At 63.0% G+C, this 14,797-nt stretch carries 11 protein-coding genes; all 11 read left to right on the top strand.

Going from position 1 to position 14,797, the window contains the following annotated elements; translation table 11 throughout:
* The first annotated feature begins 60 nt into the window (after positions 1 to 60).
* Positions 61 to 519 (top strand): SRPBCC family protein, encoded by a 459-nt coding sequence (locus OSC50_RS11025; protein ID WP_266249582.1) that lies wholly within the window; start codon positions 61 to 63, stop codon positions 517 to 519.
* 104 nt (positions 520 to 623) lie between these two features.
* Positions 624 to 1,070: a DUF411 domain-containing protein gene (locus OSC50_RS11020; protein ID WP_253507866.1), complete on the top strand. Its 447-nt coding sequence runs from the start codon at positions 624 to 626 to the stop codon at positions 1,068 to 1,070.
* Between the two features lie 9 nt (positions 1,071 to 1,079).
* Positions 1,080 to 1,517 carry a YqaA family protein gene (locus tag OSC50_RS11015; protein WP_266249741.1) on the top strand — a complete coding sequence of 146 codons (438 nt, stop codon included), beginning with the start codon at positions 1,080 to 1,082 and terminating at the stop codon, positions 1,515 to 1,517.
* Between the two features lie 44 nt (positions 1,518 to 1,561).
* Positions 1,562 to 2,563: an alpha/beta fold hydrolase gene (locus tag OSC50_RS11010; RefSeq protein ID WP_266249584.1), complete on the top strand. Its 1,002-nt coding sequence runs from the start codon at positions 1,562 to 1,564 to the stop codon at positions 2,561 to 2,563.
* Positions 2,564 to 2,589: 26 nt separating this feature from the next.
* Positions 2,590 to 3,543: a D-2-hydroxyacid dehydrogenase family protein gene (locus OSC50_RS11005; RefSeq protein ID WP_266249586.1), complete on the top strand. Its 954-nt coding sequence runs from the start codon at positions 2,590 to 2,592 to the stop codon at positions 3,541 to 3,543.
* A gap of 516 nt (positions 3,544 to 4,059) precedes the next feature.
* Positions 4,060 to 5,613 (top strand): glycogen synthase GlgA, encoded by a 1,554-nt coding sequence (gene glgA / locus OSC50_RS11000; RefSeq protein ID WP_181077806.1) that lies wholly within the window; start codon positions 4,060 to 4,062, stop codon positions 5,611 to 5,613.
* 19 nt (positions 5,614 to 5,632) lie between these two features.
* On the top strand, positions 5,633 to 7,378 hold the full coding sequence (gene treZ / locus OSC50_RS10995; protein WP_266249587.1) for a malto-oligosyltrehalose trehalohydrolase: 1,746 nt from the start codon (positions 5,633 to 5,635) through the stop codon (positions 7,376 to 7,378).
* Positions 7,375 to 9,459, top strand: a complete 2,085-nt coding sequence (malQ, locus tag OSC50_RS10990) for a 4-alpha-glucanotransferase (protein ID WP_266249589.1) — start codon at positions 7,375 to 7,377, stop codon at positions 9,457 to 9,459. Before treZ ends, malQ begins: the two co-directional genes overlap by 4 nt.
* A complete protein-coding gene (locus OSC50_RS10985; RefSeq protein ID WP_266249590.1) occupies positions 9,456 to 12,212 on the top strand; it encodes a malto-oligosyltrehalose synthase in 2,757 nt (918 codons plus the stop codon). Before malQ ends, OSC50_RS10985 begins: the two co-directional genes overlap by 4 nt.
* Before the next feature lie 24 nt (positions 12,213 to 12,236).
* Positions 12,237 to 12,503, top strand: a complete 267-nt coding sequence (locus OSC50_RS10980; protein WP_181077814.1) for a DUF2934 domain-containing protein — start codon at positions 12,237 to 12,239, stop codon at positions 12,501 to 12,503.
* Between the two features lie 134 nt (positions 12,504 to 12,637).
* Positions 12,638 to 14,797, top strand: coding sequence for a glycogen debranching protein GlgX (gene glgX / locus OSC50_RS10975; protein WP_181077816.1), 2,160 nt, complete (start codon positions 12,638 to 12,640; stop codon positions 14,795 to 14,797).

Genomic DNA, 14,797 nt, shown 5'->3' with positions numbered 1-14,797 from the left:
CGGGAGTCAGACTATTCTGACAGTTCAAGATGCTTCTTCCCGCCACACAGGAGGTGTGTCATGCGCGCTGTCGAGCAGTCGGTCCGCTTGGAGCGGATCAGTCAGGAACGCTTTATCCGGGCCTCCGTCGAGGCCGTCTACGCCTACGTCACCCAGCCCGACCGCTGGCACGAATGGCATCCCACCTCCCTCGGCGCAGAGACCGGCACCACCGGCTCTCTGGGAGTCGGCGCGCGTTTTACCGAGATGATCGACCTGCTTGGCGTGCGCGTTCCCATGAGCTACCGCGTACAAATTGCCCGGCCTTGCGAGGAGTTCAAGAGCGTCTTCACCTCCCTGGCCGTGGACGGTTCGATTCATTTTTTCCTGCAGCCCTTTCGCGACGGCACGCTGTTCAAGCGGGTGCTGAGCTATGAAACCGAGTTGCAGTTGGTGAGCTTGCATGACCGCATGATCGAACTCTCGGACGTGGCCCTGGACCGCCTCAAGCAGCATCTGGAACAACCAACTTCGGAATAATTTGAAACATCTCAGCGCAGCCAACCGGCTGCGGGCACTGGCTTGCCGGCGAGGACGTCGTCATGATCGCCGCCATTCCAGTGCCACCTCCTGCGAGAACCTCCATGAAAAACCCATTGCGCCTGTTGCTGCTGAGCGCCCTGTTGGCCACCCCCCTGACCCAGGCCGCCGACCTGATCCCCATCGACGTGCACCGCGACGCCAACTGCGGTTGCTGCAAAAAATGGATCAGCCACCTGGAGAGCAACGGTTTCAAGGTTAATGACCATGTCGAAGCCGATATGAGCGCCGTCAAGCAGCGCCTGGGCGTGGCGCCGCGCCTGCGTTCGTGCCACACCGCCGTGATCGACGGCAAGTTCGTTGAAGGCCATGTGCCTGCCGAGCAAGTGCTGGCATTGCGCAAGCGCGACGATCTGCTGGGCATCGCCGCTCCGGGCATGCCCATGGGTTCACCGGGCATGGAAATGGATGGCCACGCCGATGCCTATCAGGTCATTGGCGTGAGCCGCGACGGCAACGATGCAGTGGTGGCCGACTACCCGGCACACTGATCGGTGTCGATGGTTTACCTGGGGCTGTTCTTCGCGGCGTTCGGCGCCGCAACCCTATTGCCATTGCAGTCGGAAGCCGTGCTGGTGGGGTTGCTGCTCAGCGAGCATTACAACCTGTGGTTGCTGCTGGGCATCGCCACCCTGGGCAATGTGCTCGGTTCGCTGGTCAACTGGTGGCTGGGCCGTTGGGTAGAACATTTCAAACAGCGGCGCTGGTTCCCGGTCAATCCGCGGCAGCTGGACACAGCCGGTAAACATTACGCACGCTGGGGGCATTGGACACTGTTGCTCAGTTGGGTGCCGATCATCGGCGACCCGCTGACCCTGGTGGCTGGGGTCATGCGTGAACCTTTGTGGCGTTTTCTGCTGCTGGTGACGCTGGCCAAAAGCGCGCGTTATGGCGTGTTGGCGGCCGTGACCCGGCAGTGGCTGTTAATTCCCACTTAATCGTGCGCCAACAGCATCCGGACACCCTTTTTCGGAGCCCGTCCATGCGTTTATTTCGTGAATTCTGCGTCGCCAGCCTGTTGACGGCCACTGCGACAACGGCGTTTGCCGCCACCTACGGCCCTGAGCTGCAGGGTTTTGAATACCCGTATCCTATCGAACGTTTCAACTTCCAGTCCCAGGGCAAGACCCTGCAGATGGGCTACATGGACGTGCCGGCCAAAGGCAAAGCCAATGGACGCAGCGTCGTGCTGCTGCATGGCAAGAACTTCTGCGCGGCCACCTGGGAAGGCACGATCAAGGCCCTCAGCGACGCCGGTTATCGCGTTATCGCCCCGGACCAGATTGGCTTTTGCACCTCCAGCAAGCCCGACAGCTACCAGTACAGCTTCCAGCAATTGGCCCTGAACACCCACCAATTGCTGGAAAAGCTCGGCATTCAAAAGGCCACGCTCCTCGGCCACTCCACCGGCGGCATGCTCGCCACCCGCTACGCGCTGATGTACCCCAAGCAGACCGAACAACTGGCCATGGTCAACCCCATCGGTCTGGAGGATTGGAAAGCCCTGGGCGTGCCCACGCTCAGCGTCGACCAGTGGTATGAGCGCGAGCTCAACGTCAACGCCGAGGGCATTCGTAAATACCAGCTCGACACTTACTACGTCGGACGGTGGAAGCCGGAATACGAGCGTTGGGTGGATATGTACGCCGGCTTGAGCGATGGCCCCGGGCATAAACAGGTCGCATGGAACTCGGCGCTGATTTACGACATGATCTTCACCCAGCCGGTGTACTACGAGTTCAAGAACGTGCAGGTGCCGACGCTGCTGCTGATCGGCACGGCCGACACCACCGCGATCAACAAAGGCATCGCGCCGCCGCAGGTCAAGGCAACGCTCGGCAACTACGCGGTCCTGGGCAAGCAGGCGGCCAAGCTGATCCCCCATGCAACCCTGGTGGAATTCCCGGGCCTGGGGCACGCGCCGCAGATGGAAGAGCCGGCGCGCTTTCACCAGGCCTTGCTGCAGGGCTTGAATACCCTTTAACCCTTCCCTTGAAGAGGCGCGTGTAAATGTCGGTACAGATCGCAGTCATTGATGATTGGCAGAGGGTTGCCGGTGGTGTGGTGGATTGGTCAGTACTGGAGGCCATCGGCCACGTGCACTTTTTGCACGACTATCCGGCCGACACCGCCACCCTGATCGAGCGGTTGCAGGGCTTCGAGGTCATTTGTGTGATGCGCGAGCGCACCGTCTTCGATCAGGCCCTGCTGCGGGGGCTGCCGCGGCTCAAGCTGCTGGTGACCGGCGGCATACGCAATGCCGCCATCGACCTGCCCGCCGCCACGGCTCTGGGCATCCAGGTGTGCGGGACCGACAGCTACAAACACGCCGCACCGGAACTGACCTGGGCGCTGATCATGGCCAGCACCCGCAAGCTGCTGGCCGAAGCCAACTCGTTGCGCGCCGGCGGCTGGCAGCTCGGCCTGGGCGGCGACCTGCATGGCAAGACCCTGGGCATCCTCGGGCTGGGCAGCATCGGCCAGAAGGTCGCGGCATTCGGGCAGGCATTCGGCATGCGCGTCATCGCCTGGAGCCAGAACCTCACGCCGGAGCGCGCCGCCGCTGCGGGTGTGACGTGGGTCAGCAAACAGCAATTGTTTGAACAGGCCGACATTGTGAGCATCCACCTGGTGCTCAGCGAGCGCAGCCGTGGCCTGGTGGACGCCCAGGCATTGGCGTGGATGAAACCCAGCGCGCGGTTGGTGAACACCGCCCGCGGGCCGATCGTGGATGAACAGGCGCTGGTGCAGGCCCTGCAAAGCGGCCAACTGGCCGGCGCGGCGCTGGATGTCTACAGCCAGGAGCCATTGCCCGCCGACCACCCGTTTCGTCAGTTGCCCAACGTGCTGGCCACGCCCCACGTGGGCTACGTGAGCGAGCAGAACTATCGGCAGTTTTATGCACAAATGATCGAAGATATTCAGGCCTGGTCCCGTGGCGCTCCGGTTAGGGTGCTGGGCTAAATGGGCGGGCCTGGCTTGTCGAATCGTCGCACCTCCCGCGCTGGGCTGCGCAGCAGCCCCAAATAAGCACACGCAAACCGACTCATGCATTGAACGCACCCTTTGGGAGCGCTGCGCTTTCCAATGCAGTGCAATCCCGCGAGCAAACAGGCCAAACGCCACTACCGCCCCCGGTTTACCCGCATCGCATAAGGTTACAAGATTTTTGTCCTACAAAAATCTCGTATAAACCCTACGGGCTCTGGGATCTGTCCTAGACTGGTGACCGATGGGTCCCTTCCAAAACAAAAACCCCGCGAAAAAATTCTAAACTTTCCAACTCTGCTGTTGGTCAGGTTTAGGGTAAGGCGCGCCTGAGCTGTTCACGCCAGCGCCGTCTATCCAACTTTTTATTGCTAACCGTGCAACTGGCATAGGCCTTGCCAGTTTGTCATGCGCTTGTGCGCCTGACCGCAGGATGCGGTCACCGTAGCTAATGGCAGCGGGCCATTAGCCGACCAACACGTGGAGAGAATCATGATCAGTGCCGCAGTAAATATTCAGGGAGAGCGTGTTAGTCAGCCAGTTGGCGGGTCGACCTCTTTGGTCGACCTCAACACGGTGCGGCCGGTGTCCAGTTACAACCCCAATCGCAAGAAAGTGCTGTTTGTCACTTCGGAGTTCGCCGACCTGGTGAAGACCGGCGGCCTGGGCGACGTGTCCGCCGCCCTGCCCCGCGCCATGGCGCATCTGCATGATGTACGCGTGCTGATTCCCGGTTACCCGCAAGTGATGGAAAGCGACAACCCGATCCACATCATCGGCGAACTGGGCGGCCATGCGGCGTTGCCGCCCTGCAAGATCGGGCGCATGGATCTCAAGGACGGCCTGGTCATCTACGTTTTGATCTGCCCCGAGCTGTACGAGCGCGAAGGCACACCCTACGGCGCCAATAACGGTCGCGACTGGCCGGACAACCATATCCGCTTCGCCCGCCTGGGCCTGGCCGCCGCCGATATCGCCGCCAACCTGGCGCAGATCCACTGGTGCCCGGACCTGGTGCACGCCCACGACTGGCCCGCTGGCCTGGCACCGGCGTATATGCACTGGCGCGGGTCACGCACGCCGACGCTGTTCACCATTCACAACTTGGCCTATCAGGGCGTGGTGAGTCTGGCGTCCACCCCGGAGCTGGGTATTCCGCCGCACGCGCTGCAGCAGGAAGGCATGGAGTTTTACGGCAAGATGTCGTTCCTCAAGGCCGGCATGGCGTATTCCAGCCATATCACGACGGTCAGCGCCACCTATGCCCAGGAAATCACCACCCCCGAATTCGGCTGCGGCCTCGACGGCTTCCTCGCCGCCAAGACCCAGCAAGGCTTGCTCAGCGGTATTCCCAACGGCATTGACGAAAGCTGGGAAACCTCCACCGACACCCACCTGACCCACAACTTCAACATCGGTGACTGGGAAGGCAAGGCCATCAACGCCGCGCACGTGCGCAACCTGTTCGGCCTGCACGACTCTACCGGCCCGCTGTTTGCCGTCGTATCGCGTCTGGTCTACCAGAAAGGCCTGGACCTCACCGAAGCGGTCGCCAGCTTTATCGTCGAGAACGGCGGCCAGATCGCCATTATCGGTCGCGGCGAACCGGAAGAAGAACAGGCCATGCGCGAGCTGGCCCTGCGCTTCCCCGGTCAGATCGGCGTGCGTATCGGCTTCAACGAGACCGACGCCCGGCGCATGTTCGCCGGCAGCGATTTCCTGCTGATGCCGTCGCGCTACGAGCCTTGCGGTTTGAGCCAGATGTACGCTCAGCGTTTCGGCTCACTGCCGGTGGCACGCAACACCGGCGGCTTGGCCGACACCATCGAAGACGGCGTGACCGGATTCCTGTTCAACGAATCCACGGTGGACAGCTACAAAGCCGCCCTCACCCGCGCTTTCAATGTGTTCGCCTTCCCTGGCCTGCTCAATGCCATGCGCTGCCGCGCCATGACCCAGCCATTCAACTGGACCCAGGCAGTCGAACCCTACGCGGAACTCTACGAACAACTGGTGGCCAAGGCCCTGGGGAAATCAGTCAAATAATCAAGGGAGGTCTCTATAGATGCCTTTACGGACTCTGGAAACCTGGCCCCACGGCGCAATTATGCTGGACGCGCAACACACGCGTTTCGCCTTGTGGGCGCCAGACGCGTTTTATGTCAGCGTTGAATTGGAAGACGGCAAATCCATCCCCATGCTGTCGCAGGCGGATGGCTGGTTCGAAGTGGAAATCAAGTGCCCGGCGGGCACGCGCTACCGCTTCAATATCGACGGCGAACGGGATGTTCCCGATCCAGCGTCCCGGGCCCAGGCCTCGGACGTTCACGGCTGGAGCCTGGTGGTCGACCCGCTCGCCTACCACTGGCGTCAGTCCAACTGGCAAGGCCGGCCCTGGCACGAGGCAGTCATCTACGAACTGCACGTCGGCGCACTGGGTGGCTACGCTGCTGTTGAGCAACACCTGCCGCGCCTGGCAGAGCTGGGCGTAACCGCCATTGAACTGATGCCCCTGGCGCAGTTTCCCGGCGAACGCAATTGGGGTTACGACGGCGTACTGCCGTATGCCCCGCACACCTCGTACGGCACCCCCGAACAGCTCAAGCACTTGATCGACAGCGCCCATGAACACGGCCTGGCGGTCATTCTTGACGTGGTCTACAACCACTTCGGCCCCGACGGTAATTACCTGGGCCAATATGCCGCGAGCTTCTTCCAGGAAGACGTGCACACCCCTTGGGGCGCGGGCATTGATTTCGAGCGCCGCGAAGTGCGCGATTTCTTCCTCGACAACGCCCTGATGTGGCTGCTCGAATACCGTTTCGACGGCCTGCGCCTGGACGCGGTGCACGCGATCGACAACCCCGGTTTCCTGCAGGAACTGGCCCAACGCGTACGCCAGCAGGTCGACAGCGGGCGCCATGTTTGGCTGATGCTGGAAAACGAACTGAACCAGGCCAGCCTGCTCAAGCACGATTTCGATGCGCAGTGGAACGACGATTTCCACAACGTGCTGCATGTGCTGCTCACCGGCGAAACCGACGCCTACTACAGCGACTTTGCCCAGGACCCCACCGCCAAGCTGGCGCGGTGCCTGGGCGAAGGGTTTATCTATCAGGGCGACACCACCCGCCACGGGCACACCCGTGGCGAGCCGAGCGCGCATCTGCCACCGAGCGCTTTTGTCGCGTTCTTGCAGAACCATGACCAGATCGGCAATCGCGCCCTCGGCGAGCGCCTGCACCAGCTGTGCTCGCCTCAAGCGCTTGAAGCCGCAACAGCCCTGCTGTTGCTGTCGCCGATGATTCCGTTGATGTTCATGGGCGACGAGGCCAATGCGCCCGAGCCGTTTCTGTTCTTCACCGATCACCATGGCGAGCTGGCCGAGGCCGTGCGCGAAGGCCGGCGCAATGAATTCGCCGACTTCGCCGCGTTCCACGACCCCGAACGACGTGAACGCATCCCCGATCCCAATGCGCTGTCGACCTTCGAACAGTCCATGCCGACTCTGCCGGATGCGGCGCACCTGCAGCTTTACCGCGAGCTGCTGAGGCTGCGCCATCGCCACATCGTGCCCCACCTGCCCGGCAGTGTGGCGCTCGGCGCCAGCGTACTCGGCGATAGCGCCGTGAGCGCACGCTGGCGCCTGGGTAACGGCAGCGTGCTGCACATTGACTTGAACCTGAGTGCCACGGCGTTGCCACATCCTGCGTCGCCGCACGTGCTGTTCCAAACGCCGGCCAATCACGGCGCGCAACTGCCGCCGTACAGCGCACGCGTGACCCTATCCCCAGCTGGAGAACACCCTTGAGCGAAGCGAAACTGGAAATCCTCGCCAGCCGCGCGGGCCTGGCCGTCGATTGGATCGACGCCAACGGCCGCCCGCAACGCGTACAACCCGACGCCCTGCGCGCGGTGCTCAAAGGCCTTGGTCATCCGGCCGATAACGACGCCGAGATCGACGCCAGCCTGCATGAGCTGGAGCAGGCACAGCAAGACAAACACCTGCCGCCATTGCTGACTGTCGACAGCGGCGACGGCCTCGACCTGGCAAGGTATTTCGAGCCGGACACCCTGTGCCGCGTCCACCTGGAACAAGGCGAAACCCTGGAACTGCGCCTGGATAGCGATGCGGTGTTGCCCGGCGTCGTTGCCTTGGGCTACCACCAGGTGCAAATCAACGACCAGAGCTTCACCCTGGCCGTCGCCCCCGCCCACTGCTACAGCGTGGCCGAAGCGGTGGACAGCCGCCCCGCCCGCGCCTGGGGCATCAGCGCGCAGCTCTACGGCCTGCGGCGTCTCAACGATGGCGGTTTCGGTGACACCCTGGCCCTCGAACACCTGGCCCGCTCGGCCGCCGAGCGGGGCGCCGATGCCCTGGCCATCAGCCCGATGCATGCGATGTTCAGCGCCGACCCGCAACGCTACAGCCCCTACTCGCCATCAAGCAGACTGTTTCTCAACAGCCTGTACGCCTCGCCCGCCTGTATTCTGGGCGAACGCGAAGTGCGCAATGCCATCGAGGCCCTGGGTATTGACGATGAGCTGCACGACCTCGAACAGCTCGACCTGATCGACTGGCCCGCCGCCGCCCAGGCCAAGCAGCGCCTGCTACGTGCGCTGTATGAAGATTTCCGCCACGGTCATCACCCGCAGCACGCCGACTTCCTGAGCTTTCGCCAGGCCGGTGGCGAGGCGCTGGAAAACCATTGCCGCTTCGAAGCGGTCCAGGCCATGCGCGCGGCCGCCGGTGAAAGCCTGGACTGGCGCCAATGGCCGCAGGACTGGCGTACCCCGCAAAGTCCGGCGCTGGCGGCATTCGCCGACGAGCACCGCGACGAGATTGGCTACTACGCGTTCACCCAGTGGCTGATTGCACGTTGCCTGGAGCGCGCTCAACAGGCCGCGCGTGGCAGCGGCATGGGTGTCGGCTTGATTGCCGATCTGGCAGTGGGCGCCGACGGCGGCGGCAGCCAGGCCTGGAGTCGCCAGGACGAATTGCTCGCCGACCTCACCGTGGGCGCCCCTCCCGACATTCTTAACCGTGCCGGCCAGGGCTGGGGCATTTCCGCGTTTTCGCCCGAAGGCCTCAAGCGCCACGGTTTTCGCGCCTTTATCGAGATGCTGCGCGCCAACTTCGCCCATGCCGGCGGGCTGCGCATCGATCACGTGATGGGCTTGCAACGCCTGTGGGTGATCCCCATGGACGCCTCGCCCAAGGAAGGCGCGTACTTGTATTACCCGGTGGACGACATGCTGCGCCTGCTGGCGCTGGAGTCCCACCGTCACCAGGCCATTGTGCTCGGTGAAGACCTCGGCACGGTGCCCGACGGGCTGCGCGAAAAACTTATCGGCCGTTCCATACTCGGTATGCGCGTGCTGCTGTTCGAGCAAGGCCATGACGGCCAGTTCAAGCCGATCCTCGACTGGCCCGACAACGCCCTCGCCACCACCAGCACCCACGACCTGCCGACCCTCAACGGTTGGTGGCACAGCCGCGACATCGACTGGAATATCCAGCTTGGCCTGATCGACGCGCCGACCGTGGAGCAATGGAGCGAACACCGCCTGCGCGAACGCCAGGCGCTGCGCCAGGCCTTGAGCCAGGACCCGCAGAACTTTGTCGATGAGATCCGCAACGAGACCGACCACATGATCGACGCCAGCGTGCGCTACCTGGGCCACACCCGTGCGCCGCTGGTGCTGCTGCCGCTGGAGGATGCCCTGGGTATTGAAGAACAGGCCAATCTCCCCGGCACCACCGACACCCATCCCAATTGGCGCCGCCGCCTGCCGGGCGAGGCCGCAAGCCTGCTCGACAACGCCGGCGCCGCGCGCCGCCTGGAACTGCTGGCCGTCGCGCGTAACCAAGCCTACGAGCGTGACCGATGAAAGCACTGCCCCTGCGCGCCACTCAGCGCCTGCAATTCCATAAAGGTTTCACCCTGGACGACGCGGTACCGCTGGTGCCGTATTTCGCCCAACTGGGCATCAGCCATTTGTACGCCTCGCCACTGCTCAGCGCGCGCGCCGGTTCCATGCACGGCTACGACGTCGTCGACCCGACGCGGGTCAACCCCGAACTGGGCGGTGAGGACGCGCTGCGCCGTCTGGTCGCGGCCCTGCGTGAGCACGACATGGGGCTGATCCTGGATATCGTCTCTAACCACATGGCCGTGGGTGGCGCCGACAACCCTTGGTGGCTGGACCTGCTGGAATGGGGCCGCTTGAGCCCCTACAGCGAGTTCTTCGATATCCAGTGGCACTCTCCCGACCCGCTGCTCAAAGGCCAATTGCTGATGCCGTTCCTGGGCAGCGACTACGGCGAAGCCTTGCAGAGCGGTACCTTGACGCTGCATTTCGATGCCGACCACGGAACGTTCTACGTCGAGCATTACGAGCATCGCTTCCCGATCTGCCCACGGGATTACGCACTGATTCTGGGCACCGACGAACCGCTCAAACCGCTGGCGGACCGTTTTGCCGCACTCGCCTACCAGGACGATGCCTACGCCGAAGCCGCGTGGCTCAAACAGGCCCTGGCCGAGCGGGCCACCGAGGTGCTGCCGGCCATCGAGCAGCGCTTGGCCCAGTTCGACGGGCGCCAGGCGGAAGGCTTTGAACGCCTGCATCAATTGTTGGAGCAGCAAGCCTATCGCCTGGCCAGCTGGCGCACGGCGGCGGACGATATCAACTGGCGGCGCTTTTTCGACGTGAATGAGCTGGGTGGCCTGCGCGTGGAACGCAGCGCGGTGTTCGAAGCCACGCACGGCAAGATTTTCGAACTGATCAGCGAAGGCCTGGTGGACGGCCTGCGCATCGACCATATCGACGGCCTGGCCGACCCACGCGGTTATTGCCGCAAGCTGCGGCGCCGGGTCGACACGTTGTCCCCCGAGCGGCACCTGCCGATCTTTGTCGAGAAGATCCTCGGCGAAGGCGAAACCCTGCGTGAAGACTGGCAAGTGGACGGCACCACCGGTTACGAGTTCATGAACCAGCTGTCCTTGCTGCAGCACCAGCCCGAAGGCTTCGAGCCACTGGCCGAGCTGTGGACGCGCCTGAGTGAACGGCCTTCGGCCTTTATCGAAGAGGCTCGCCTGGCGCGCCAGCAGATTCTGAACGGCTCCCTGGGCGGCGATTTCGAAAGCGTGGCCCAGGCGCTGCTGCAGGTAGCGCGCGACGACGTAATGACCCGCGACCTGACGCTGGGCGCCATCCGCCGCGCGTTGCAGGAGTTGATCGTGCACTTCCCGGTGTACCGCACCTACATCAGCGCTCGCGGCCGCAGCGCTGCAGACGACAAGGTGTTCCAGCAAGCCATGGACGGCGCGCGCAGCACCTTGAGCGAGGGCGACTGGCCGGTGCTCGATCATTTGGAAAAATGGCTCGGTGGCCAGCCGTGGCGTAACCGCCCCGTGGGGCGTGAACGCAAGATCCTCAAGCATGCCTGCGTTCGCTTCCAGCAACTGACTTCGCCGGCCGCCGCCAAGGCGGTGGAAGACACCGCGTTCTATCGCTCGGCGGTGCTGCTGTCGCGCAACGATGTGGGCTTCAGTACCGAGCAATTCAGTGCGCCGCTGGCCGACTTCCATCAGGTCAACCAGCAGCGCCTGCAGGCGTTCCCGGACAATCTGCTGGCCACCGCGACCCACGACCACAAACGCGGCGAAGACACCCGCGCGCGCCTGGCGGTGCTGAGCGAATGCGCGCCGTGGTACGTGGCCCAAGTTGAAGAGTGGCGCAACCTGGCCGCGCCGCTGCGCGATGACGCCAGCGCGCCGTCGGCCGGTGATGAGCTGATTCTTTACCAAGTACTGGTGGGCAGTTGGCCGCTGGACCTGGACCCAGGCGCATCGCTGGAGAGCTACCAGCAACGCCTCTGGCAGTGGCAACAGAAAGCCCTGCGCGAAGCCAAGTTGCAAAGCAGTTGGAGCGCGCCCAACGAAGCCTATGAACAAGCGGTCGAGGCGTTCCTCTCGCGCCTGTTATTGACCGATGCCGGTCGGCCGTTGCGCACCGCGATTGGCGCCGCCGCCCAGGCGATCGCCCCGGCCGGCGCCTTGAACGGCCTGGCGCAAACCTTGCTTCGCATGACCGTGCCGGGTGTGCCGGACCTGTACCAGGGCGCGGAGTTCTGGGACTTCAGCCTGGTGGACCCGGACAACCGTCGCCCGGTGGATTTCACTGCACGGCAACAGGCGCTGAACGCTTCGCCGGGCACCGATCAACTGCTGTCCAGCTGGCATGAAGGGCCTATCAAGCAGGCGCTGATCAGCCAGGTGCTGGGCCTGCGCAACGCTCATCCGGAGCTGTTCCGCCAGGGCAGCTACACGCCCCTGGAGGTGGTCGGTCAGCATGCCGAACGGGTGGTTGCGTTCAGCCGCGAGCATCAGGGCAAACAGCTGGTGGTGCTGGTCCCACGCTGGTCCCACGCGCTGCTTGAAAACAGTGTGCAGCCGCTGATCCCTGCGCAGGTTTGGGGCGACACCCGGGTGAAATTACCGTTCGCCGCGTCAACGCAAAACTGGAAGGGACTTTTTCAGACAGGCGCAGTCACACCAGACAAGGAGCTGTTGATCAGCACTGCGCTGGGGGAATTCCCGGTCAATGTCTTTATTAATTCTGATGATCAAGAAAGCTGAACATTTTCTGTGAGGAGCATTGCGATGAGTACTGAAGACAAACGCATCCGCGAATTGGCGCATCAGATCTGGGAGTCCGAGGGCAAGCCCCACGGTGAGGACGCGCGTCACTGGGAGATGGCGCGCAAGCTGGCCGAATCCGAAGCCTTGACGCCCAGCAAACCCAAGCCTGCGGCCAAGCCCAAGGCCACCGCCAAGCCGGCGCCCAAGCCCAAGCCTGCCGCGGCCGCCAGTAAGCCCGCCGCCCCCGCGGCAAAGAAACCTGCGGCAGCGAAAAAGCCCAAGCCTTAACCAGCCTATCGATGCCCGACCCTCCTGCCGACCCAGTCGGTGGGAGTTCATCTTCACTCTCTACCGTATTCGCTGAAACTTTGTCAGCACGGCCGCACTCGGCCCGAAAAAAGACCCCTTCCAGGAGCAACACCATGAGCAAACCGGATAAAACCCCATCGACGCCGGGCAATGAGCCGTCGCGGATTCGTGAAGGTTTGCCCTTCCCCCTCGGCGCTACGTGGGACGGCCTGGGCGTCAACTTTGCACTGTTCTCGGCCAACGCCACCAAGGTCGAACTGTGCCTGTTCGACGACAGCGGTGAAGTGGAACTGGAGCGCATCGAGCTGCCGGAATACACCGATGAAATCTTCCACGGTTACCTGCCCGACGCCCACCCCGGGCTGATTTACGGCTACCGCGTATACGGCCCTTACGATCCAGCCAACGGCCACCGTTTCAACCATCACAAATTGCTGATCGACCCCTATGCCAAGCAACTGGTGGGCGAACTCAAATGGTCCGAAGCGCTGTTCGGCTACACCATCGGCCACCCCGATGACGACCTCAGCTTCGACGAACGCGACAGCGCGCCATTCGTGCCCAAGTGCAAGGTCATCGACCCCGCTCACACCTGGGGCAACGACCAACCGGTGCGCGTGCCCTGGGATCGCACGATCATTTACGAAACCCACCTGCGCGGCATCAGCATGCGTCACCCGTCCGTAGGCGAATCGGTGCGTGGCACCTGCGCCGGCCTGATGGAAGACGATGTGCTCAAGCACATTCGCCAGTTAGGGGTTTCCTCAGTGGAACTGTTGCCGGTGCATGCCTTTGTCAACGACCAGCACCTGCTGGAAAAAGGCATGACCAACTACTGGGGCTATAACAGCATCGCGTTCTTCGCCCCGGACCCGCGCTACCTGGCCAGCGGCAAGATTGCCGAGTTCAAGGAGATGGTCGCCCATCTGCACGAACAGAAGCTGGAAGTGATTCTCGACGTGGTCTACAACCACACCGCCGAAGGCAATGAACGTGGCCCGACCCTGTCCATGCGCGGCATCGACAACGCCTCTTACTATCGCCTAATGCCCGATGACAAGCGCTTTTACATCAATGACTCCGGCACCGGCAACACCCTGGACCTGAGCCACCCGTGCGTGCTGCAAATGGTCACGGACTCCCTGCGCTACTGGGCCACGGAAATGCACGTGGACGGTTTCCGTTTTGACCTGGCCACCATCCTCGGGCGTTATCGCGACGGCTTCGACGAGCGCCACAGTTTCCTTGTGGCCTGCCGCCAGGACCCGGTCCTGCGCCAGCTGAAAATGATCGCCGAACCCTGGGACTGCGGCCCCGGCGGCTATCAGGTGGGCAACTTCCCGCCGGGCTGGGTGGAATGGAACGACCGCTTCCGCGACACCGTGCGTGCTTTCTGGAAAGGCGATGACGGCCAACTGGCGGACTTCGCCGGGCGCATGACCGCCTCCGGCGAGATGTTCAACCACCGTGGGCGCCGGCCGTACAGCTCGGTGAACTTCATCACCGCCCACGACGGTTTCACCTTGCACGACCTGGTGTCGTACAACGATAAGCACAACGAAGCCAACGACGAAAACAATCAGGACGGCAGCAATAACAATCTGTCCTGGAACCACGGCGTCGAAGGCCCTACCGACGATCCGGAAATCAACGCTCTGCGCCTGCGCCAGATGCGTAACTTTTTCGCCACTCTGCTGCTGGCCCAAGGCACGCCGATGATCGTCGCCGGTGACGAATTCGCCCGCACCCAGCACGGCAATAACAACGCCTATTGCCAGGACAGTGAGATTGGCTGGGTCAACTGGGACCTGGATGACGACGGCAAAGCCCTGCTCAAGTTCGTCAAGCGCTTGATCAAACTGCGCCTGGCCTACCCGATCCTGCGTCGTGGCCGCTTCCTGGTGGGCGATTACAACGAAGACATCGGCGTGAAAGACGTCACCTGGCTCGCGCCGGACGGCAACGAAATGAGCACTGAGCAGTGGCAGGACAGCAACGGCCGGTGCCTGGGCATGCTGATGGACGGCCGCGCTCAGGAAACCGGGATTCGCCGTGCCGGTGCCGACGCCACCTTGTTGCTGGTGGTCAACGCCCACCACGACATGGTCAATTTCCGTCTGCCACCGGTGCCCGAAGGCGAGTTCTGGACGTGCTTGCTGGACACCAACGACACGGCGATCAAGGCCCAGGAGCGCTTTGACTTCGATCACGAGTACGCCGTGACAGGCCGCTCACTCCTGCTGTTCGAATTGCAGCGCGACGACGAGGTGTGA

The sequence above is a fragment of the Pseudomonas quebecensis genome (assembly GCF_026410085.1).
Lineage (GTDB): Bacteria > Pseudomonadota > Gammaproteobacteria > Pseudomonadales > Pseudomonadaceae > Aquipseudomonas > Aquipseudomonas quebecensis.
Note: the sequence above shows the minus strand (reverse complement) of the source record. Positions and strands in the feature narration are given on the sequence as shown.

What these genes read in the sequence shown, in the direction of transcription:
- OSC50_RS11025 (WP_266249582.1), top strand. Translation starts at nt 61, where the DNA reads ATGCGCGCTGTCGAGCAGTCGGTCCGCTTGGAGCGGATCAGTCAGGAA.
- OSC50_RS11020 (WP_253507866.1), top strand. Translation starts at nt 624, where the DNA reads ATGAAAAACCCATTGCGCCTGTTGCTGCTGAGCGCCCTGTTGGCCACC.
- OSC50_RS11015 (WP_266249741.1), top strand. Translation starts at nt 1,080, where the DNA reads ATGGTTTACCTGGGGCTGTTCTTCGCGGCGTTCGGCGCCGCAACCCTA.
- OSC50_RS11010 (WP_266249584.1), top strand. Translation starts at nt 1,562, where the DNA reads ATGCGTTTATTTCGTGAATTCTGCGTCGCCAGCCTGTTGACGGCCACT.
- OSC50_RS11005 (WP_266249586.1), top strand. Translation starts at nt 2,590, where the DNA reads ATGTCGGTACAGATCGCAGTCATTGATGATTGGCAGAGGGTTGCCGGT.
- glgA (WP_181077806.1), top strand. Translation starts at nt 4,060, where the DNA reads ATGATCAGTGCCGCAGTAAATATTCAGGGAGAGCGTGTTAGTCAGCCA.
- treZ (WP_266249587.1), top strand. Translation starts at nt 5,633, where the DNA reads ATGCCTTTACGGACTCTGGAAACCTGGCCCCACGGCGCAATTATGCTG.
- OSC50_RS10985 (WP_266249590.1), top strand. Translation starts at nt 9,456, where the DNA reads ATGAAAGCACTGCCCCTGCGCGCCACTCAGCGCCTGCAATTCCATAAA.
- OSC50_RS10980 (WP_181077814.1), top strand. Translation starts at nt 12,237, where the DNA reads ATGAGTACTGAAGACAAACGCATCCGCGAATTGGCGCATCAGATCTGG.
- glgX (WP_181077816.1), top strand. Translation starts at nt 12,638, where the DNA reads ATGAGCAAACCGGATAAAACCCCATCGACGCCGGGCAATGAGCCGTCG.